General features: G+C 37.8%; 19 protein-coding genes and 1 tRNA gene. 11 read left to right on the top strand and 9 right to left on the bottom strand.

What is annotated here, in order from left to right:
- Positions 1–370 precede the first annotated feature (370 nt).
- Positions 371–1,117 carry a glycoside hydrolase family 11 protein gene (locus tag BK581_RS06650; protein ID WP_078577442.1) on the bottom strand — a complete coding sequence of 249 codons (747 nt, stop codon included), beginning with the start codon at positions 1,115–1,117 and terminating at the stop codon, positions 371–373.
- Positions 1,118–1,940: 823 nt separating this feature from the next.
- Between BK581_RS06650 and BK581_RS06645 the strand changes: the two genes are divergently transcribed.
- Both BK581_RS06645 and BK581_RS06640 read left to right on the top strand, forming a co-directional pair.
- Positions 1,941–2,954, top strand: a complete 1,014-nt coding sequence (locus tag BK581_RS06645) for an ATP-binding cassette domain-containing protein (protein ID WP_078577441.1) — start codon at positions 1,941–1,943, stop codon at positions 2,952–2,954.
- A 14-nt stretch (positions 2,955–2,968) separates the two neighbouring features.
- Complete coding sequence (locus BK581_RS06640) at positions 2,969–3,793, top strand: ABC transporter permease (protein ID WP_078579878.1); 825 nt, start codon at positions 2,969–2,971, stop codon at positions 3,791–3,793.
- Between the two features lie 392 nt (positions 3,794–4,185).
- Here BK581_RS06640 and BK581_RS06635 read toward each other — a convergent pair whose 3' ends face one another.
- The gene (locus tag BK581_RS06635) at positions 4,186–5,370 is read right to left on the bottom strand and encodes a DUF4317 domain-containing protein (protein WP_078577440.1); all 1,185 of its coding nucleotides are present in this window, start codon (positions 5,368–5,370) and stop codon (positions 4,186–4,188) included.
- A 265-nt stretch (positions 5,371–5,635) separates the two neighbouring features.
- Between BK581_RS06635 and BK581_RS06630 the strand changes: the two genes are divergently transcribed.
- Positions 5,636–6,223, top strand: a complete 588-nt coding sequence (locus tag BK581_RS06630) for a spore coat protein (RefSeq protein WP_078577439.1) — start codon at positions 5,636–5,638, stop codon at positions 6,221–6,223.
- Between the two features lie 90 nt (positions 6,224–6,313).
- Here BK581_RS06630 and BK581_RS06625 read toward each other — a convergent pair.
- The 3 genes from BK581_RS06625 to BK581_RS06615 form a co-directional block, all read right to left on the bottom strand.
- Positions 6,314–6,388 (bottom strand) — tRNA-Asn (locus tag BK581_RS06625).
- Between the two features lie 179 nt (positions 6,389–6,567).
- Positions 6,568–7,182: a class D sortase gene (locus BK581_RS06620; protein WP_078577438.1), complete on the bottom strand. Its 615-nt coding sequence runs from the start codon at positions 7,180–7,182 to the stop codon at positions 6,568–6,570.
- A gap of 4 nt (positions 7,183–7,186) precedes the next feature.
- Positions 7,187–8,152 carry a processed acidic surface protein gene (locus BK581_RS06615; protein WP_169837589.1) on the bottom strand — a complete coding sequence of 322 codons (966 nt, stop codon included), beginning with the start codon at positions 8,150–8,152 and terminating at the stop codon, positions 7,187–7,189.
- A 624-nt stretch (positions 8,153–8,776) separates the two neighbouring features.
- On the opposite strand from BK581_RS06615, the gene BK581_RS06610 reads away from it, so the two are divergent.
- Positions 8,777–9,196, top strand: coding sequence for a hypothetical protein (locus tag BK581_RS06610; RefSeq protein ID WP_078577436.1), 420 nt, complete (start codon positions 8,777–8,779; stop codon positions 9,194–9,196).
- A gap of 107 nt (positions 9,197–9,303) precedes the next feature.
- The gene (locus BK581_RS06605) at positions 9,304–9,498 is read left to right on the top strand and encodes a hypothetical protein (RefSeq protein ID WP_169837588.1); all 195 of its coding nucleotides are present in this window, start codon (positions 9,304–9,306) and stop codon (positions 9,496–9,498) included.
- Positions 9,499–10,356: 858 nt separating this feature from the next.
- Here BK581_RS06605 and BK581_RS06595 read toward each other — a convergent pair.
- Together BK581_RS06595 and BK581_RS06590 are read right to left on the bottom strand one after the other, a co-directional pair.
- Positions 10,357–10,737 carry an MmcQ/YjbR family DNA-binding protein gene (locus tag BK581_RS06595; protein WP_169837587.1) on the bottom strand — a complete coding sequence of 127 codons (381 nt, stop codon included), beginning with the start codon at positions 10,735–10,737 and terminating at the stop codon, positions 10,357–10,359.
- Between the two features lie 222 nt (positions 10,738–10,959).
- Entirely contained in the window at positions 10,960–11,130 is a 171-nt protein-coding gene (locus BK581_RS06590) for a YjcZ family sporulation protein (protein ID WP_078577432.1), read from the bottom strand.
- A 403-nt stretch (positions 11,131–11,533) separates the two neighbouring features.
- On the opposite strand from BK581_RS06590, the gene BK581_RS06585 reads away from it, so the two are divergent.
- From BK581_RS06585 to BK581_RS06565, 5 genes are all read left to right on the top strand, one after another.
- Positions 11,534–11,881, top strand: coding sequence for a hypothetical protein (locus BK581_RS06585; protein WP_078577431.1), 348 nt, complete (start codon positions 11,534–11,536; stop codon positions 11,879–11,881).
- 127 nt (positions 11,882–12,008) lie between these two features.
- Positions 12,009–13,691, top strand: a complete 1,683-nt coding sequence (locus tag BK581_RS06580; protein ID WP_078577430.1) for an ABC1 kinase family protein — start codon at positions 12,009–12,011, stop codon at positions 13,689–13,691.
- Between the two features lie 278 nt (positions 13,692–13,969).
- Positions 13,970–14,428, top strand: a complete 459-nt coding sequence (locus BK581_RS06575; RefSeq protein WP_078577429.1) for a 2-thiouracil desulfurase family protein — start codon at positions 13,970–13,972, stop codon at positions 14,426–14,428.
- A gap of 128 nt (positions 14,429–14,556) precedes the next feature.
- A complete protein-coding gene (locus BK581_RS06570; RefSeq protein ID WP_078577428.1) occupies positions 14,557–17,607 on the top strand; it encodes an efflux RND transporter permease subunit in 3,051 nt (1,016 codons plus the stop codon).
- 252 nt (positions 17,608–17,859) lie between these two features.
- Positions 17,860–18,198, top strand: a complete 339-nt coding sequence (locus tag BK581_RS06565; protein ID WP_078577427.1) for a hypothetical protein — start codon at positions 17,860–17,862, stop codon at positions 18,196–18,198.
- A 74-nt stretch (positions 18,199–18,272) separates the two neighbouring features.
- On the opposite strand, the gene BK581_RS06560 is transcribed toward BK581_RS06565, so the two are convergent.
- Both BK581_RS06560 and BK581_RS06555 read right to left on the bottom strand, forming a co-directional pair.
- Entirely contained in the window at positions 18,273–19,172 is a 900-nt protein-coding gene (locus BK581_RS06560; protein ID WP_078577426.1) for a CAP domain-containing protein, read from the bottom strand.
- 153 nt (positions 19,173–19,325) lie between these two features.
- Complete coding sequence (locus tag BK581_RS06555) at positions 19,326–20,204, bottom strand: SDR family oxidoreductase (RefSeq protein ID WP_078577425.1); 879 nt, start codon at positions 20,202–20,204, stop codon at positions 19,326–19,328.
- A gap of 619 nt (positions 20,205–20,823) precedes the next feature.
- Here BK581_RS06555 and queG point away from each other — a divergent pair.
- Positions 20,824–22,005, top strand: a complete 1,182-nt coding sequence (queG, locus tag BK581_RS06550; RefSeq protein WP_078577424.1) for a tRNA epoxyqueuosine(34) reductase QueG — start codon at positions 20,824–20,826, stop codon at positions 22,003–22,005.
- The last annotated feature ends 16 nt before the right edge of the window (positions 22,006–22,021 follow it).

The raw sequence follows: 22,021 nt of genomic DNA, 5'->3' as shown, positions 1-22,021 counted from the left end.
CTATGTTTATTTAAGCGGGAGATGGCGGAGCTAATGTCTGATTGAAGGTTCGTTTTATTGAGTTTGTTGGCATGAGTAAAAGCTGTCGATGGCTAGTTGAAATTACACTAAATAAAGGTAGCTTTAATAAATTGATGTATGGTTTTATGGATAGAGTGCTCATCATCGAAATAATAAGTTGTTTATTTCCACTATTAGTCATCCAGTTTTTATAGATTACGTACTAGTGAAGGGGGTGTTTCAAGCATTCCTCTGGATGGAATCGGAGTATACTACACTTAATCTTTCCAATAAAACCTCCCATTGGAATAGATCCAATCGGGAGGTTATTTGAAAATAATGAGAACTGAACCGAAAGAGATAAGGATTTTTAATTGTTTTTATCTAGAGTTATGCTCTCGTCATTACTAATAGTTGAGAGAGGGTTACCGTTAATTCTTAGTGTATTGCTATATACATTAGCACTTCCGCTACTTTGATAGCCTTCTACAGTAAGCGCGACTTCATACATTTTCCCCATGTTCATCCCTAAGTTTTCCCACGCTCTAAAGTGGTTGCTGACAGAAATTGTGCCACTCGTGCGTTTCGATCTTCGGACACTCCAATATTGTTTAAATGTGGCAATCCCCTTAATGGAGGGCTGATTGACTCTAAGAGTTTCATAGATATCATATGTTCCTCCATCAACAGTGATGGTTCCCTTAGGCGTTGCTCCTGGTGGACGCCAGTTGCCCCAACTGTCGACAATATAATATTCGACAAGAGGGTCAACAGTCCAACCATAGACGCATAAATACGCATTACCGTTTGGCTGGAAGTTTGCGCCATAGTTTATGGACATGTTACCAACTTGTTGGTGTGTTTGTGTTTCATTGAATTTTTTACCTTTACGGAATAATATATTGTTAACATTATTCCATTGGGCACTGAACGTACCGCCATGATTGAGAATCATTGTCCCAGAGCCACCGCTATCTTTCCAAAATTCATAATCATAACCATCGTGGTTGCCAATGGAATTGTCGGTGACGATTTGTGCCTGAATTATTTCTGCAGGTAAGGTTAGTGCAAAACAAACTAAAAAGGCTAAAATCAACGTCAATTTCTTTTGTCTCATTAGGCATTCCTCCTTTTAATTTTTTTACATCTAATTTTTGGTAATGAAGTCTACGGTACTACCTACCCTCCTTTCATAGCATTTGACATCCAAATTATTCCATACACACTATTTCAAATTTGAAACTGGATAATTATATTTTCATAGATAGTGACACTTCTTTAAGAGGTCAACATCAGTGTTTTTTGGATAGCTGCTTGTTTGATCAATTAGATTATCTCACATTCCGATAACCAAGTATATACTGTTTTACTTAATATGTATAAATGAGTATATATATTCCATTTTGGAGCGGCGTGAGAAAATATGACATTATTTAAATGTTCTTCAGGTATTTTTGAGAACCGAAAAAAGATGACTCTAGTGTTAACTGTGATTAATGGTATGAATGAGGGAACATCACGTAAACTAAAATGAAGTCTTCAAATTCAAACAGATCAAGGCGATAAGATGAAAATCTGAGAAATGTTTTTTGATCTTCAAGCAAAGGAGAAAGTTCTATAACGAATGTCCTTGTGATAAAATTGCAAGTGGTTAGTTTTAACTGTAGAAGCATTGGTTTGAGTTTAAAACAATGACGATTTGTCGTTATCATTAGATATACACAACTCAATTTAAATTTTCAGATTCGGCTATTTTACGTTCGAAAAGGTTACATATTGAGCAATTATTTTAGACTAACCTTGAAAATAATGATGACGTATAGTTAGCAAAGTAGTAGGGGGGGAGGATGATTGTCTAACGCTATTGAATTTTTCTATTTTTGATAGACTAATAAATAAGCACAAATAAAGACATGACGAACAGGAGGATAATCTATCATATGCGTGATAAAAACAGCCATAATGAATTAGCTATTGAAGCGAAAGGGCTCGTTAAAGTTTTTGGTGATAAACGAGCGGTTGACGGTGTTGATTTAACAGTTTCTAAGGGAACGGTGTATGGATTTCTAGGACCGAATGGAGCAGGGAAAACAACGACTGTTCGGATGTTAGCGACGCTTTTACAGCCTGATGCAGGTAGTGTCAGTATATTTGGTCATGACCTTGTTGAAGAGGCAAATGAGGTGCGTAAAAAAGTGAGTTTAACTGGGCAGTTTGCCTCAGTTGATGGCGATCTATCGGGGGCGGAGAATCTCATTCTAATTGCTCGACTTTTAGGCTACTCAAGACGTCAAGCAAAAGAACGAGCGATGGAATTATTAACTGCCTTTGATTTAAAAGACGCAGCAAAGCTTCAAGTAAAGAATTATTCTGGAGGTATGAAGCGGCGGATTGATATAGCCGCAAGTATTGTTGTTTCTCCTGAATTGCTATTTCTCGATGAACCGACAACTGGCCTTGATCCTCGCAGTCGGAATCAAGTGTGGGATATCATTAGAGTGCTAGTCAATACTGGCACCACCGTATTATTAACAACACAATACCTTGAAGAAGCTGATCAGCTAGCGGATCGCATTGCTGTCATTGATCAAGGCAGAATTATTGCCGAAGGGACGAGTGGTGAGCTAAAAGCATCTGTTGGTACAGGCAAACTTCATGTCCGCTTGCTGAATCAAGCACAACGGTCAGAGGCCGCTGACATTTTATCTCGGGAACTTGAGACATATGTACAAGATGCTAATGATCCATCATCTCTCGTTGCTCAAGTATCAGATACTGAAAGTGTTACTTACGCACTTGGAGAATTAGTCCGTTCAAATATTAAAGTAACCGACTTTTCACTTGGACAACCGAGCCTTGATGAGGTTTTTTTAACCTTAACGGGTAGACCGGCAGATGAAGATCTTAGTGATAAAGATAAAGAAGAGCTTAAAAGGAAGGGGGAAGTCAAATGAAGTCGACGCCTGATATGACGAATAAGTATGAGGGACATGAAGTGATGCATAGGGCATTAGCTGCTCGTGAACGTCCCCCTAAACCAAATGCTATTTCCACTTCACTGACGTGTGGCTGGCGGGCACTTCTAAAAATAAAATATGTTCCTGAACAAATGTTGGATGTGACAGCTTTTCCAATTATGTTTTTGCTTATGTTCACCTATTTGTTCGGCGGTGCGATTGCTGGATCTACGAGTGATTATTTACAATTTTTACTTCCTGGGATTTTAGCGATGACGGTTGTGACAATTACGATGTATACTGGCGTTGAGCTGAATAATGACATAACTAAAGGAGTCTTTGACCGGTTTCGCTCTTTACCGATATGGGGACCATCTGTGCTTGTTGGCATGTTACTTGTGGATGCAGTACGGTACGGCTTAGCTTCTGCCATTATGATCTCTTTAGGCCTCATTATGGGGTTTAGGCCTGATGGAGGTGTTGTAGGAGTAATATTGGCAGTGGGACTGCTGCTCGTATTCTCATTCAGTCTTTCTTGGATATGGGCGACGCTCGGTTTAATTCTTCGTTCAGAGAAATCCCTTATGGGAGTTAGTATGTTAGTCTTGTTTCCCTTAACGTTTGTAAGTAATGTTTATGTTGATCCAGCAACATTGCCTGGATGGCTAGAATCGTTTGTAGAAGTAAACCCTATTTCCCTACTTGTAACAGCTATCCGTGGTCTGATGCATGGAACGGCAACATTTGAAGAAGTCGTTTGGGTACTCGTTGTCTCTGTTATCATAGCTAGCATTTTTGCACCGATTACAATGTATTTATATAGACATAAAAAATAAAAAACAGCGTGGTGACTTGACGCATTTTAAAATCATGAGATACTTTTTTTAATAAAAGTGTCTCTTTTTTTAATATAATTGTATAAAACCCCTTGTCAGGGTTTGAAAAAGGTTGTTGCCATTAATTAATGAATAGCACGTGCTAGTAGTTATATATGTCGGAAAAAGGTCCCCTTCTAGGTGTGTGACAATTAAAAATTATCGAGACTGAGGATGTCATGGGTTATTTACAGAAAGGTGACCTAAAATCTGTAAACTAAGAAATGGAAGTTTGTTGATGGGGCAATACTTAAATTGAACCCCGTATCACTTTACAATGATACGGGGAGGTGTATTTAATCTTCTGAGAGGGGGAGGGTAACAAGTCGAAAATATATTCCTCTATTAGTGACTCAGTTATTCTCACTCTCACGATTAAACGCCTCGGGAATCATTCTGAATCCATCTATGACCGTATCTTCTTCTACTTCAATCATCAGGTAGCGTTTCCCTTCAAAGTTAACTTGTCTAACGTAGCTTAAGTCTTGTGGACTAATAGAGACGTTTGCTACTTTCGTATTTATTTTAATTGATTTTGATGAATACTTTGGGACAATACTACTTGCTTTAATTTCGTATTTTTCATCCTGAATGACGTTTTGGAAAGCCGCTTCGACTTTTTCTTGATCAATATCTTTTACACCACTGACTGTCAATACTCGTTCCACATCTTTGTAATCTAATGTGGGTGCTTCTTCTTCTTCATTCTCTTCTATGACACGGTTGATTTCTTCGTATACGTGGTGAAGGGTTGAAGTATTTAGTTGGTCATGTGTCACATCTTTCACGATTTCTTCAAAAACGATTTTATCGTCTTTGGCCGTCATCGTTTCTTCGCCATTTAACACGTCTTCTATAAATTGATGATCAGGTTCATGTACTTTGCCTGCTGAATATAACACGTGATTGACATCAGAGGCATTATCAGTAAAGCAAGGAAAAAGAAACCCTGAAATTGGTGCCGTAAGATTGATGATCGGATCTACGACAAAATTGTATTTAAATTCCTTCTCTACATAGTCAAAGAGCAATTCTTTTTTTGGCTCTTGGGTTTTGTTCATACTGCAAAGGATAAATGGATGAGAATAAACGGTATCACGTTCATTTTCTTCAGACTCTTCACTTCGGCGCTTAGTAGGCTTCCTATATTCACCACGTATAAATGTAATGACTATATCCTCTTCATATTGCCTTTGCGCCAATATCTTTCCTACGAGTTTAAGCATATACTCTTTCCAACCATCAACCTTGTCGCTTAATAATCCTTGATGCAATATAAGCTGGCTGCTGTCAGAAACATCGCGTTTGAATTTTAATTCAAATAATTTTTCATCCAATTGTCCACCAAGTAATTTTTTGAAGTTAATTAAAAATAATTCTTGTTGGTCTCGGTCTAATAGTTCAAATGGTTGACTTTGATGATGGTAAATCTCACTCGATTCCTTCGTAATATACACATTAAATATATCACCGATTGTAAGTAGATCATTATCTGCTTTAAATTGTCTGCGAAAGTGACCAATATCTTTTTTGTTCATTTATATCCAACTCCTAAAGTATTTGCTTAAAAAATATTAAAAGCGTTTAAAATCATGCATATTTAACTATATCGTAAAAGCAATGGAGTGACTAGCTGTCTATGTATAGAAAACGATATGAACTTACAAAGGAAAGACATGAATTTTATGAAGGAAGAAGTTAAAGCTCTACTTACAAAAAGGAGAAATGCTGTATGTTATCTTACTTTCTGTTCACAATAGAATTGGGAGGGAAATCCTAAAAATTGCTATAGGAGGAATGTAGATGAACTATGCGGCGCACGAACTTTTAGAAACGCAAGAAGCATTAAGGACAAAATCAGCGGAGATTGAACAACACGGGGCTTTTGTAAGTCAATGTAGAGATCAACAGTTAAAGAGTATTTTAAAAAAACATCAACAATTAATGATGAATGGGTATCAACAAGGGATTAACTTATTGAATGGACGAGGAGCGCAAGTAACACATCGTGCTCCTGCTTTCAATGGGCAAAATACGTCAACTGGGATGCAAGAGCAAATGACTATGTCAGCCCCATCTATGAGTACCCAAGCATTATCTGATCAGACCATTGCTACATTAGCGCTAAATACGCATAAAACGGGGTCGATGATGGGAATGCAATGGGCAAACGAATGTGTAGATCCACAAATTCGTATGTATCATGTTAATGGCGCTAACATGTGTCAGGAGATGGCTTACGAAATTTGGAGCTGGATGAACCAAAATGGTTATTATCAGCCGGCAACATTCGGTTCCCAGCAAATAACTCAAATGACAGGTATGTTTCAACCTATGACAAATCAAAATACCCAAATGACCAGTCAAATGAATACGAATCATATGCAATAACGCCAAAAAACCACCTGTTGTAATAAAATAGGTGGTTTTTTAATACGATGATAACGGAAATCTAAGTAGGCACGGATGATTGACATAGCATGGCTCCACAGGTAGGACTCGAACCTACGACCGATCGGTTAACAGCCGATTGCTCTACCACTGAGCTACTGTGGAATGTAGAGTTGTGTCTAAACTCTGCCATCTGCTAGTATAGATCACTGGCACGTTTTTAATACATAGTCTTTAAAATTTTTTATAAAGATGAATGAGATGTCGTCACAATACGTTGTTGACTCGTGTTCTAAGTTTAACAATAATAAGCACGGTTATAAGTGATATTTAGAAGTGCCCAATTAATTAACATTACTTTTAATGAGGTTGGCTTCAAGAATATAGCGCTCTGGTGCATGACCGATAAATTGAAAAGGATAACACGTACTTACTGTTAATGTAGCCCTTGGCCTTGGAACAATTACCGTTCTATCATCACTGTCCACAATTCGGACATTATAAATTTTATACGTAAATTCACCTGCAGAGGTTGTCACAATTAATAAATCGCCTTTACCTACTTCGCCCAGATGTCTGAATACCGTGTCTCGATGGCCTGCTAACACTGTATTGTCCTGTTCCCCAGGTAGTACACTGTTAGAATAGTGGCCAACACCCCTCTCTAATTCATCCTCATCGGTACCATGAAAGATTGGAAGTTGAGCATCAATTTTAGGAATAGTAAGAACACCGATTTCATCCCCAATGGAGGGGCGCACGGAATATAGCTCAGTATTTGTTTTCCACTCTGTTTTAGATGGCTGCGTATTATTTTCGGAGATGATGCTTGTTTCGAAAGGGATAGCCGTTTTATATAACCAATACCCTTTTAATAACGTATAACCATTCGTTGTGAAGACCCAAAAACCAGTTAATATTAAAAAGAAACCAACTGCAATAAGTCGTTTTTGGTTCATTTTCTTAAGCAGCTTTTCTTCTACGGACCATGAATAGGCCAGCTCCTGAGACTGTACACCCTAATATGACAAATAATAACGATTGAGTAGCAGTGTCAGGAAGTTTGCCGCCTTTTTCAGTTTTCGTTATGCTGTTGTCCTTAGTGATTTCTTGAGCGGAGGTTGTGATTGCTTTTCCCGTTTCTGTAATAAGGTCAGATCCAAATAAATCGGCTGTTAAGAGGATATCTGCAAGAAAATCTCCTCGCGTATTGTAAATCTCAATTAACAGGTCATAGCCATTGGTCGTGGTTAATGAAACTAAATTTGATAGAGAAATCGCTTGTTTATCATCGCTTTTTACTAAATAAAACTCAGTGTCAATTTCTAAAAGTCTCGTAAACTCTTTCCAAATAGATAACAGCTCGGCGATGACTTCGGCAGTCATGTCAGATACACTTTCAAAGTCGTCTAGCTCAAGTATTCGCCATGTGAGTGCGTCAAGTTCGTCAACGAGATTTGGATTGTTGTGACTTACTTCCTCTAGGTGATCTAATAGACGAAGTAATTCTTCCTCTGTAATACCTATAGTTGCAAAGAAATCTAAATAATAATAGTACCACGATTCACTATAGAAATAATCAAAAAGGTAAAATTCTAAGTCGTCAGCAAATTTAATGTTATCTAATGATTCTCCATACCCTGCTAGAATGACGTGTAATTCTTCAATCGTTATCTCAAAGTCTGCTAAAATGTGAGAAAGTATCTCATCTGTTAAAATATCTCCTAAAAAATCTTTTAAGTCATCAATGTCTTCAAAATAATCGAAAGTTAATCCATAGGCAGCTAAGTATTCTTCAAGGTTTTCCTTTTCCCACTCTAGCTCGAGTAAATATTGGGCTAGATCATCCTCATTAACTGCTGCGTTAGCAAAATAAGGGGAAAAACTCCATAAAAGTGTAGATAATAGTAAGATAGCTAGCTTTTTCAATCTAATTACCCCCAGTAGTTTATTTTTAAATGACACAGTTTATATATCGTCAAATAAAAGCAAATATTAATAAAATAATCATTTAAATGAAAATAAGTCCATTATGTTTCCAAATACGTTTGAATACTTGTTTTAAGTATCAACTTCTATTAATTGGTTTTTTGTTAGGTGATAAAAAGAGAATAAGAGATGATTAAAAATGTAAGAATTATAAAAAAATAGTTGTTTATCATTATATGGTATACCATATAATTGAAATGGAAGGAGATGTATAAACGACTAATTACTGATAGGAGAATGAAGTTAATATCTCTAAACACCCAAGTATAAACATAGTATGGCACGTGTCTAGTGGGACATTTCATCATGAATCACATGATAGATTATTGTCTTTTGTCGTCATATGCGTTAAAGATTTAATTATAATTGAGGTGTGGGAATGATCTATTTTAAGAAAAGTCGTCTTATATCCCTTTTAATAGTTTTGTTATTGTCCTCCTGGCTTTTATTTACCCATTAACTGTTGATGCTTCAGATAATACAACACAATCAATTACGAATAATGAGCCTCAAGTTATACTTCAACAAACTGGTGAAGAAGACCCTTATTGGACCGAGGAGAAAATGGAAAATGCTGTTCCAGCTGATATGGATACAATGTTAGATAAAAAAGAAACCTTAGAGACACCGATACCCCAATTGGAAAATCACCAGATAGGAGAAAACCTTTCTCATCCAATCCCACCTGAAGCCAACGATTTATCTCCATATGCAGTGGTGCCAAGTACATCAGGAAAAGTGTTTTTTACAAAAAGTGATGGTAAAAATTATGTGTGTTCAGGATCTGCTATTAACAATGACTATAAGAATTTAGTCATGACGGCTGCCATTGTGTTCATGAAGGACCATGAGGTGGGTGGCATTCCAATATTAGATTTGCCCCTGCCTATTACGAGGGAGTACCCCATTATGGTCTATGGGAATTTAATGGTTCTACAAGCGGCGTTCAAAGATTATATGCCAGGCCGATCACACAAGCAGTAAAGGATATGTTTGATGAAATGAGATAATGAAATAGATTCCTGCATCTATCGTTTTGGGGCTAAGGCAATAAGAAGTAAGAGTTGGTTAAGAATGATATGAGAAAAGCGATGTTGTTTCTAGTTTTGATTGGGACCTTTTTACTTGTCAGCTGTGTGACAGGTGAATCAAAAGATAATAATATAGAAGATGATCCAGAAAAAACTCAACTTCAAAAAAATAAAGAATCAGATGAGGAAGACGAGTATTGGACAGAAGAAAAGATGAAAGAGGCAGAACCGCATACACCTATAGATGATGATTAACTCCATTAAAGAACTCTTTTAATTTTAATGTACACATATAACAAACTATCTGTGCTTTTGTTCAAGACTGCGACATGATCATTTTGTGTCAAAAATATCAAATGCTAAGAGTAGCGGACATCATTTTACAAAGTGATGTCCTTTTTCTTAGTTAACTTTCATCGCACGACATTTAGCTTCTATTGAGTATCAATCACTTTCCGAAAAAAGGAGAGTGATAGTTATTTTTGAAGGTTAAACAAAAAGCGTGTGGCAACATATTGAACTGAGGAACTAGAATAAAATAACGTAGCGTTGACTAGAAAAAGAGTGCTCCAATGACTGTGATAAGGATCCTCATTATGTGAAAGGGTTATGTGTGTGGAGCGGAGTCAAGGCGCTTTTTTTTGTGCAATTTAATTTATTCAGTCTAAGAGCAAACCTGTTGTAATGACATTGTGTGACGTGAAAATTCCCCAGGAAATGTTACTTTATCATTGATTAAATCATGGTGTCGGTTTTTTAATAAGATTGCTTACTATAAAAGTTGACAGTCTTCATGAGATCAATCAATATACTTATAGAGGTATGTGTATATTAGGTAATGGAAGGGGGATAAGGGAGTGTTTAAAACATGCAACAGATAAAGGAGCTAAAAATGACTTTACCGCATGGGTGAAAGCCAGTGGACATAAAATTCTGGCAGGTGAGGATGATAACGGTCTTATTAAATTCTGGATTGAAAAGGCATAATAGTTTATCAAGCAAGCGAAAAGCAAGGGGTAGGCTCACCCTTGCTTTAAAAGGTATACCCTATTTTTCTAGTTTAAATGTTTATGCTTCATGTTAGTTCATATCTTCAAAAAACGAGTAGTTAAATTATCTTTTATTAACAGGGAGTGATTCCGTTCTAAGTTGCTCTTTTTGTTTCATTGACAGGCCTTTATATACAAGATTATATGAATCAATAATCATTTGTTTAAGCAGAGATTTTGGTACATCACAGTTTTTCAATAAGATAGAGTTCCAATGTCTTTTATTCATATAGTAACCAGGCATGATACTTAGAAATTCTTGGCGGTATTCGTTAGCCTTGTCGGGAGCACATTTTAGGGTGACAATGAGATCATTTTGATTGTTCTTTCCTATTAGTGCAAATATTTTATCGCCTACTGTAAACCGAATTGCTCCCCATTCTTCTTTAAACGCCTTCTTACAGCTAGGTTGGTGCTCACAAATTCTCTCGATAAATTTTTCCATATTGTCCTCCTTGAACCACTTTTTACGTGTTATGATAATCGAGAATATTTTCTTTGTATTGTAAAAAAGCGACACCATTATCAAGAGGATGCTAACCGTCCGTAAAATTCCCAGCTCAAAATAGAGGGAGAGCTAAATCTATTTAGGTGGGAGATAACGGGCGGTTTTGGCTCGATTGAAGGTTCGTTTTATGTAGCAGGGAGCAAAGTCCCCACTAAGTTATTAATAGCCCACAAAAGAGGCACCAATAATAACAAGTAAAATAAAGAGAACTAATATGAGCGCAAAGCCGCCTACACCAGCCCCTTTACAATCTCCAACACCCGCAACAGTTCCTGGGTAGCAACCTGGGTCACACCCGTGTCCTGGTGCACCATATCCATATCCGTACATACAACTCACTCCTCATTTTGTGTGTATTCCCAATACATTTGGTTATTACAGTACTATCCTATGACCTAATTTTAATAGCGATTGGACATTTTCATTTATTTTTAAAATTTATCACAAATAACCGTCTTATAACTTCCGCACCAAAATAGAGAACTGAATCTATATTGCCAGTAGCTAACGGACGTTCATATTCTGATTCACGCAACGATCAATCATTGGACGAGAGTGAAAACGTCCACTCATTGAAGTCTTGTTTTATTAAATATCTTTCGTGAGGGTGGTTGTATGAGGTTTTGACCAGTACTGCTCTTTCCGTTTGTTAATGATTCGTGTACTAATTTTATATGCCGAAAGCTAGATATATAAGGAAAGGACATTCTATAGACAAAAGGAGTGATAGCTTGTGAAAAAAACGACGTTTGTTGGGGCTATCTTAGCATCCATGTTAGTTGCTTCGGCGGTAAGTGCTAGTACGACGTATTATTTGTTGGAGAAGGCAAGGGACGATCTTAAAGCGGAATTAGATGATGAGTTTTCAAGCTATTTAGAAAATAAGACAGAACTAGATCAGGAGGAGTTATTAAAGGCAGAGGCAGAGAGAATGTATACAGAAGTATTTGCTTACTTTGAATCTGCAAAAGAAAAAGATGAAAAAAAGGAGGACCAATTTAAGGAAGATGTTAAAATAAAAACAGACGGCTATATTGAAGAATTGAAGCATTATATTGATAGGCTGTTTCATCATAACTAAATGAAGGAAACCTACCTTTAGATAAGTTGTGGCAAGTCTCATATGCTTAAAGTGATGGCTTGCCAGCTCTTTTTACATCAAAAGGTTATACCATTTAAGTGTTAATTCAGGAAGGAGGAAGGGTCTCATGATTGGAAGAAAGATACGCCACATTCAACGCTATCGAGAAATTGCCTTTGCTTTTTCAAGAAACGGGTTTGGTTTTATTGTTAAAGAATTAGGATTATATAAAATTATTTCTTTACCGAAGCGCCTATTTATGAAGGAACAGGATAATGAGTTTAGAACTAAAACAACAGGGGAGAGAATACGATTATTTTTAGAAGAATTAGGCCCAACTTTTGTAAAACTTGGACAAATTGCGAGTACGCGACCTGATTTAATTCCTGTCTCTATTATAGAGGAACTTGAAAAGCTTCATGATAAAGTCACACCGTTTACCTATGAAGGTGCAAGAGCGATTATTGAAGCAGAATTAGAAGGGAACTTAGAGGATATTTTTGATGATTTTGATCAAGAACCATTAGGCGCAGCTTCAATAGGACAAGTTCATTACGCTGTTTTAAAAACGGGTGAGCCAGTCGCAGTTAAAGTGCAGCGTCCCATGATTGAGAAGATAATCCAAACAGATTTAGAAATTCTTTACGAAATTGCTTCACTTGCCGAAAAACGATTTGAATGGGCTGCTAGATATGAGTTATGTGGTCTCGTAGAAGAGTTCTCTAAAGCTTTGCGAAAAGAGTTAGATTATACGAATGAAGGAAGAAACGCTGACAGAATAGCGAAGCAATTTAAAAAGGACCCACACATTTATATTCCTTCAGTTTACTGGGATTACACGACCAAAAAAATATTGACTATGGAGTATGTAGAAGGAACAAAGCTAAATGACATCGGTAAACTGACACGGGAAGGCTACAATACAAAAGTGTTAGCTGAAAGAGTGGCAAATTCGGTCTTTCACCAAATATTAATTGAAGGTTTTTTCCATGGAGATCCTCATCCCGGAAACATGGTCGCCTTCCCAGGTGATGGTATTATTTTTATGGACTTTGGGATGGTGGGACGGTTAACGCCAGATATGAAGGCTAACTTTGCCACACTGGTGATTGCAATTATGAGGCAGCAGACAGAGGGTGTTATTAGAGGTATTATGCGAATGGGACTAGTTTCTGAGGAAGTTGATATTCAAAAATTGACTATGGATGTAGATGATCTAAAAGCGAAGTATTATGATGTTCCTTTAAGTCAAGTAAGTCTTGGGGAGGCGGTTAACGATTTATTTGCTGTGGCTCATGAGCACCAAATTAAAATACCATCAGATCTCACATTATTAGGAAAAACACTTCTTACAATGGAAGGGGTAGTTGAAACCCTTGATCCTGACCTAAGCATCATCGAAATTGCCGAACCGTTTGGAAAACAGCTACTAATTGATCGCTTTAACCCTAAAAATGTAGCAGCTAATACATTTTCATACATAGGGGATTACGGAGAAAGTCTTATTGAATTACCGAAAAAAATTAATGAGCTGACTAACGTTGTGAAAAAAGGAAAGCTACCTTTAGAAGTGGACATACCAAATGTAGAGCGATTTTTAACGAAGCTTGATCGAATTAGCAATCGCCTCTCTTTTAGTATTGTGTTACTTTCATTCAGTATTATTATGGTTGGTCTTATTGTAGGTTCAGCAATGTCAGGACAATCATCAGTACTTTGGAATTTGCCAGCAATTGAAATAGGCTTTACGGTAGCTTTGTTAATGTTTCTTTGGTTGCTCTACTCTATCTTTAAATCTGGAAGGTTTTAACGAAAGGAGAGCGGTGTTTTGATAAGCTAATGGGCGCCCCACCGCTCCTGTTTATATATCGCTTTTCGTAGGTTAAGTCACTCCTCCATTACGACTATTATCAAGAAAGGTGATCCACAAGGGAATATAACTTAAGGATATATTTTGATTTAACGCTCCTTTGTAACGAAAGCTAGTTAAAAAAGAATGAGAATATATAAGTTCAATTTATATCACACATAAGTTGATTGTTTCATATACACGTCAACTTTAAGGTGCAGAAATGATAGGAGGATAAGATGATTCTTGTCAGTGCGTGTTTAGCCGGAGAAAATGTCAGGTATAACGGGACAAATAGCTTAAATACAAAAATACGTCAACTAGTAGAAGCAGGACAAGCGACCATGGTTTGTCCTGAATTATTAGGGGGTTTTTCAACCCCACGAGAGCCAGCGGAAATTATTGATGGAACAGGAGAAGATGTGCTTGACGGTAAAGCGTCTGTCATAGAAAGATCAGGTCGAGATGTGACAGAACTTTATATTAAGGGCGCATACTTGACATTAGAGCAAGCAAATATCTTACAAGCTAAACTAGTCGTACTAAAGGAATTTAGTCCATCTTGCGGTTCTAGGTCTATATATAACGGGACTTTTGATGGCGTTACGGGAACTGGAAATGGTGTAACGGCAGCTTTATTAGCCCGATCGGGGTTTCAGGTCATATCCGAAGAAGAATTCGTTAAAATACATAGTTGACATATCAAAGTAAGTCGTAGGTCTTAGTTTAATTCTAGTCTCAAGCCTGTAGTAAGGCTATGTCACTTCTCTTTATACTTAACTTAGATAAAGCACTATAAGTTGCATAAATGAAAGAGGGATTGGACATGAGCATACTACAGAAACTATTAGAACGAAAAAAAGTAATTGGATTAATGGTTGCACTTATTTTAGTGTTAGGTATTTATTCAATTAGTAAGATGGATAGGGAATTAATGCCATCAGTTGCCTTTGATATGGCGATGATAACTGTTGATGCAGGCGATATGCCTGTGAGAGACGTGGAAAACTTAATTACTGAACCGGTGGAAAAAGAGCTGGCGGGTATTGATGGCGTTACCTCGTACGACTCATCGACAGCTGTGGGAAGCAGCTCCTTTTTTATTGACATTGAGGAGGGGCGTGTAGATGAAGTAACAAGAGAGATTGAATCTCATCTTACGCACATTTCAAATGATGTGACAGGTATTGTTTATACTGACGTGAGACCTATAAGTACAGATCAAAGTTATGAGTTTTATATGGAAGTGTCAAACGGAGAAATGAATGACCTCACATCGTTTGCAAATGAGGTCGTGAAGCCACGCCTTGAAAACTTAAATGAAGTCAGAGAAGTTAATTTAAATGGTTTAGAGGAAACGGAATATGTGATAACGTTTGACCAAGATGAATTACGTGAGCTAGGACTTGAGCTAAGCTACGTCGTTCAAGCGCTTCAACAAACTGATGTGAATGTTTCATTAGGAGAGTTAACTGAAGAGGATAATGAGCCTTCTTTACGATGGAATACTGAATTGTCCTCACTTAAAGATATAGAAGAGGCAACTATTGATACTCCTGAAGGACCGATAGACTTAAAAGACATGGCTGAGATTGACGTGGAAACATTGCAACAATCATCAATGGCTTGGAAGAACGGGAGCAGAGATGTGGTGTTTGTTGAAATTGCCCGTGCTGATGATTATACCCAAGTTGAGATGGCAGAAGCTATCAGAGATGAAGTGGCGGAGATCCATGACGAAGGGTTAGCGAGTGAGCTATCATTTACAGAAATTGTGGCTCAGGCTGATTACGTTTCATCGTCGATTGATGGAGTTACACAAAATATTTTAATTGGTGGCGTGTTGGCACTCGTTATTTTAATGCTATTTTTAAGGAATAGTAGGGCAACTTTGATTGTTGGTTTATCGATTCCAGTGTCGCTTTTATTAACTTTTACGACGCTATGGTTCATGGATTACAGCTTTAATATTTTGACCCTTATCGGATTAGGGCTCGGAATCGGAATGATGGTGGATGCCTCAATCGTCATATTAGAGTCCATTTATCGTAAAAAAGAGGAAGGGTTAGTAGGTATTGAGGCTGTTATGACAGGGATAAAAGAGGTAGCAACAGCTGTCATTGCCTCAATGTTAACGACAGTGGTGGTGTTTTTACCTGTCGGATTATTTGGCGGAGATTTTGCTATATTTATTCTCGTCCTTAGTGTTGTCGTTGTCATTACACTTGTGAGTTCAGTTATTGTGGCATTCACTTTAATACCTGCTTTGGCAGAAAACTTTATGAAGCTTAGAAAAAAAGCAGAGAATAAAAGAAAAAGCCGTATAATCGAACGTTACGGAAGTGTGTTAAATTGGTTCTCACAAAAAAAGCGTCGCCGCTATGGTCTCATTATTGTTTTTTTCCTTATTTTTGTTGGTTCAATAGGCCTCACGACAAAAATCCCATTTGTCCTAATGCCAGATGTATTAAATCGTTATAGTGAAATGGAAATAAGACTGGAAACAGGATTAACAGCTGAGGATAAAGATAAAGTGGTTGAAGCAGCTGAAGAGAAGTTGACCGATGTAGATGACATACAATCTGTCGTGTTTATGGATGCAGGTGATTATTTATATGCGCTAATTAATATGACAAAGGATCAAGATATAACTGTTCCACAAGAGGATGTTAATTTAGCTATTACGGATACATTACGTGAGCTAGAAGATGATTTTCCAGTCACTGGTGTTTTTACAACGATGGATACCGGTGGGGGAGGTCAGCCTGTACAGCTTATCGTTCAGGGAGATAGTTTAACTAAACTCCAAGAGCTCAGCAGCTATTTATCTGAAGAACTAGAAGAGGTTGATGGGTTAGTCAATGTCTCAACATCCATGGATGAACAAGTAGAAGAGCGTCAACTTGTTTTTGATCATGAATCATTAAAAGAAGATGGGTTAACGACAACAGCTATATATGAGCAGCTACAAGGTGTTTTTGCTCCTCTTCCTGTTGGTGAGATCGTAGAAGAGGGAACAGAAATTCCAGTAGTATCCACCTTTAGCTCCCTTATCAATAGTGAAAAAGATTTAGAGGAGTTTGATATTACGGGGCCAACTGGAACTAAACCCCTTTCAAATTATGCAGACTTGGAAAACGTTTCATCACCTATTACAATTAGTAGAACAGATGGAGCACGTTATGTGACGGTTTCTGCTGAAATTGAAGGAAGAGATCTAGGTGCTGTTTCAAGGGATGTGCAGAAGGTTGTAGATGAATTAGAGCCGCCAGCCGGTTATGCTGTGTCCACTGGTGGAGATATTGAAGCCCAGCAGGAAATGATGTTCGACCTAGTGGTTGTATTAGGTATCTCTATCCTGTTAGTGTATATCGTCATGGCTGTTCAATTTAATAGCTTTATTCAACCAATCATTGTGATGTCAGTTATTCCAATGACAGCAGTAGGAGCTATTTTAGCCTTACTCATCACACAAAGAGAATTGAGTGTGTTTTCCGCGCTAGCTTTACTCATGTTAATTGGGGTGGTACTAAACAATGCGATCCTGTTAATCGATAGGATTAATCAGCTGCGTGAGCAAGGGCTGCCGATCTATGAAGCAGTCATTGAAGCGGGAAAAAATCGGATGAGACCTATATTTATGACAACACTCACGACTGTAGGTGGTATGCTACCCTTAGCTTTAGCTACAGGTGGAGCAAATGCCTATCAAGCACCGCTTGCCACTGTGATAATTGGAGGGTTACTGTTTGCTACCTTTATCACACTATTGCTTATCCCAGCTGTCTACTTACTAGTAGAAGATATGAAACGAGCTATTAAGCGGATTTTCAGTAAAAAGAAGACAAGTGACACAGTTGTAAAAAAAGCATCTTAAATGTACATCACAAGGGGCTCAACCCCTTTAAATAAAAAGAGAACCAGTCGTGGATTTTATAATTCATCGCTGGTTCTCTTTTGTTTAGGCTTAATCTCTTGAGACAGTTGGCCATTTTCAAACACAAAAGTGACCAGTGTTGAAAGAGGGATTCTATTATAATGGTTTAAACGTCGTGTAAGTGACCTAGGAACTTGATACTTCTTTCGTATGTTAAAATAATTAAAACACGAGTTAAGAAAGGATAAAGCGATGATTTTATATGATTTTCTGTTAGTGACAATAGGTATTTTTATCGGCGTGATTGCTGCCGATCCTCTTAAAAAATTATTTACAGGCCAATATAAGGAAGAGATACGACAGAAGAAGCGAGTTAAATTACTCCTCTATTTACGTGAGGAAGCAGAAGGGAAAAAAGTGTCAACGAGGGAACTGTGTGAAACTGTTTTTAGAGGTAAGGAGCACATTGATACTGTCCACAAGTTATTAGAAGACATTGAAGAAACAGGTCTTATAAAAAGTGTCTCGACCACAGCGAATGTAGAAGAGAAGAAATGGGCTTTTAATAAACAAAAAGATAGACAGCGATGAGGAAAGAATAAACAACCAACTAGTTTTTTTAAATAGTTGGTTGTTTGTTTTTATATTATATGTTGCGATAAGGCTTAACGGCTTATAAACATTTGGGTCCAATGATGCCCACTTGGGTCATAACCAACACCGATATGTGTGTAATTGCCGTTCATAATGTTCTCTCTGTGCCCAGGGCTGTCCATCCATGCCTGAACAACTTCTTCTGCTGATCTCTGGCCTTGAGCGATGTTCTCCCCTGCCGCATTATAAGATATCCCATGGTCTCGGATCATATCAAATGGAGAACCATAAGTTGGACTTGTATGGGAAAAATAATTGTTTTGTGCCATATCTGTCGACTTGCGACGAGCAACCGCACTTAATTCTGTATCTAACTGTAGGTCTGATAATCCAGCCTCTCTTCTGTGATTGTTGGTGAGTTCCACCACTTGCCGCTCTTCCTGCCTAATTCCGTCTGTAATTTCTTGTGGCTCATCCTGTTCTGGTTCGTCTGCTTCCTCTGGCTGAGGTTCTGGAGCTTGAGGTTGTTCTTCGGGCTCAGGTTCTGGAGTTGGCGTCTCTTCTTCTGCTGGCTGTTCTGGTTCTGGAGCTTGCGGCTCAGTTTCCTCTGGAGCAGCTTGATCAGGACGTTGTCTTTCCGGTAAATTATTACGTAATAGTGTACGTAATCGTTCTTGAAGTGTAGCACTATCTAGGTTTTGATTTAAATCATAAATTTCCCTAGGGTGTAGTTGCGAGTCATCGATCACAAAATCAAATTTAGCTTCTTGAATTTTGACCGGTTTCGTATGTGGAAAGTTTTGACTTGGAATATCGGTAGCTTCACTTGACAAATACATGTCGTTTGCTTCATCTTGAAAGTACCTTGCATCTTCCCCTAAACCAGCTGCATTCTGGTTATTGCCGTTACACCCTATCGGTAAAAGAGCCATTAGACATAATAACAAAATGGTAATGAATTTATTTTGCATTTATTCTCTCTCCTTCTTTCATAAATTTTTATTAGTTTTTCTTGATGTAATGATTTTATAGGTGGTAATGATCGCCTTAACTAGAAAGAAGGAGCAAGAGAAAAAGCCCCTGAATGATTTAAATAATCCATTCAGAGGCAGGCGTCTCATTGTTTAACCATTTACTATTTGTCCACCGTTCACATGGATGACTTGTCCAGAGACATACGTGGAATCACCGGATGCAAGATACACATAAGCAGGAGCGAGCTCAGCTGGTTGTCCTGGTCTTCCCATAGGGGAATCTGTCCCGAATTGACCAACTTGTTCTGCAGGGAACGAAGCGGGAATGAGTGGTGTCCAAATCGGTCCAGGTGCCACAGCATTGACGCGAATACCTTTAGAAATAAGATTTTCAGAAAGGGAGCGTGTCAATGTTACAAGTGCTCCTTTTGTAGCTGAATAGTCCATTAAGACAGGCATCCCTTTGTAAGCAACGATGGAAACACTATTGATTATTGTGCTTCCTTCTTTTAAATGTGGTCTAGCAGCTTTAATAAAGTGAAAGGCGGAAAAAATATTTGTTTTAAACGTACGTTCTAGTTGTTCAGCAGAAATATCCTCAATATTTTCTTGGAAGTGTTGCTCGGCCGCATTATTAATGAGACAATCCAATTGACCGAAGTGATCAATCGTTTGCTTTACAGCATCAAAGCAAAATGTCTCATTTCCTACATCGCCAGGAATGAGCAGGCACTCTCCACCATATTTTTCTACGTATAATTTTGTTTTTTCTGCATCTTCATGTTCATCCAAATAGACGAGAGAGAGCTTGGCTCCTTCTTTGGCAAACGCGATTGCAACGGCACGTCCAATGCCACTATCACCGCCTGTTAAGAGAACAACTTTATCTTCGAGTTTTCCTGATCCCTTATAATTAAGGTCATCAAAAATGGGCTCGGGCGTCATCTCGCTTTCAAAGCCAGGTTGGCGCTGTTGAACTTGTTCTGGTTGCCCTTTTTGCTGTTGCTTATTAATCTCTGTAAACTTCATATGCTAAACACCTTCCAATTTTAAAATGTCATAATGCTTATAGCCAATCATTAGGTTACTGGAATTCCCTATGAGTTGAGTGGATTTAGTTGTTAAATCAAGTATACATTGATAGAAAATAGTGATGGAAGCTTCTCATCGTGATTGTTTAAATGCTATCTGTGTACAGACTAACAAGGGAACTTAAGATGATTGACTGTTATGATATGTATTACCTAAAATGGCAATTTCATAACATGAAATTCTTAGCGTAAAATTTTGATTTGGCATAAAGTGCCTATGTCTATTTTAAAAAAAGAGTTGACTGCTTAACATGAGGACATAAATAGTTCTTTTTAAGATATAAAAGTCTTTAACATTTTCTCGAGAAAGATGAGACAATGGTGTGACTCCTTTCCTCGTTAAGTGTATTTTTGTTATAATAAAAAGGGATAATAGTAAAGTAGCGTTTCTTTTGAGGCGCTACTTTTTATTTTACTCATCACCACTATCTTTTCTAAACGTAAGTTGAGTGAGTTTCATTTATTTTATAAAGTGCGTTAGAATAATGAAGGTAGATTGGCTAATTGCTAAAGTATGACAAAACGTAAAACTTTTTATATAGAAAGAAGGGGACACCGTGACAAATGCCCAATTAAAACAGGATATTATCGCATACAGTAAACATATAGGCATTGATAAGATAGGCTTTGCATCGGCTGACCCTTTTGTGACATTAAAAGCAAGGCTTAAAGAACAGCAAAAGCTAGGATATGCCTCTGGTTTTGAGAAGGGGACCATTGAGGAAAGAACGACCCCTGATCTGTTGCTACCAGAGGCTAAAACGATTATCTCCATCGCTTTGGCTTATCCATCTAAATTAAAAAACGCCACTCAATCTAAAAAAGGCGCACGGCGGGGGATTTTTTGTCGAGCATCGTGGGGGGAAGATTATCATCATATTTTAAGAAGTAAGTTATCCAAGCTTGAAGCATATATTTATGAACGTGTGCCTGAAGCTAAATGTAAATCGATGGTTGATACCGGAGAATTATCTGACAGAGCAGTAGCTGAACGAGCAGGTATTGGATGGAGTGGAAAAAATTGTGCTATTATAACACCAGAGTTCGGTTCGTATGTTTATTTAGGGGATATGATCACTACGCTTGATTTTCCCGAGGATCAGCCGATTTTTGATCAATGTGGTACGTGTAACAAATGTGTGGATGCATGTCCTACAGGGGCATTGGTGCAAGGAGGCCAACTGGATTCAAATAAATGTATTGCTTTTTTGACACAAACAAAGGAGATGCTTCCGGAGCAGTATCGAAAAAAAATTGGTAATCGTTTGTATGGTTGTGATACGTGTCAAGTTGTCTGTCCTGTTAATAAAGGAAAAGATGCCCGCCATCATCCGGAGATGTTGCCTGATCCCGAAATAGTTAAACCTGAATTAATTCCGTTACTCAAAATGAGTAACAGAGAATTCAAAGAGACATTTGGACGGATTTCTGGTGCGTGGAGAGGCAAAAAGCCCATTCAACGAAATGCGATTATTGCCCTGGCTCACTATAAAGAAGAAGAGGCTTTACCTTTATTATATGAGTTAATGTTTAAAGACCCTAGAGCTGTTATTAGAGGGACAGCTGCTTGGGCTATTGCAGAAATGCCACAAAATAATGATATGTGCGCTAAACTAAGAGAAGCAAAAGAGAAGGAAAGTGACTCAGAGGTGATAGCAGAAATAGAAAAGGCCCTATTTAAGATACAAAATGAAAAAGAAACGATTCAAGATAAACGGCATCTTATCAAAAACTTTTAGCGGAATAAGGAGGAAC

The sequence above is a fragment of the Salipaludibacillus agaradhaerens genome (assembly GCF_002019735.1).
GTDB lineage: Bacteria > Bacillota > Bacilli > Bacillales > Salisediminibacteriaceae > Salipaludibacillus > Salipaludibacillus agaradhaerens.
The sequence above is the reverse complement of the archived record's forward strand: the minus strand, read 5'-3'. Positions and strand labels throughout refer to the sequence as shown.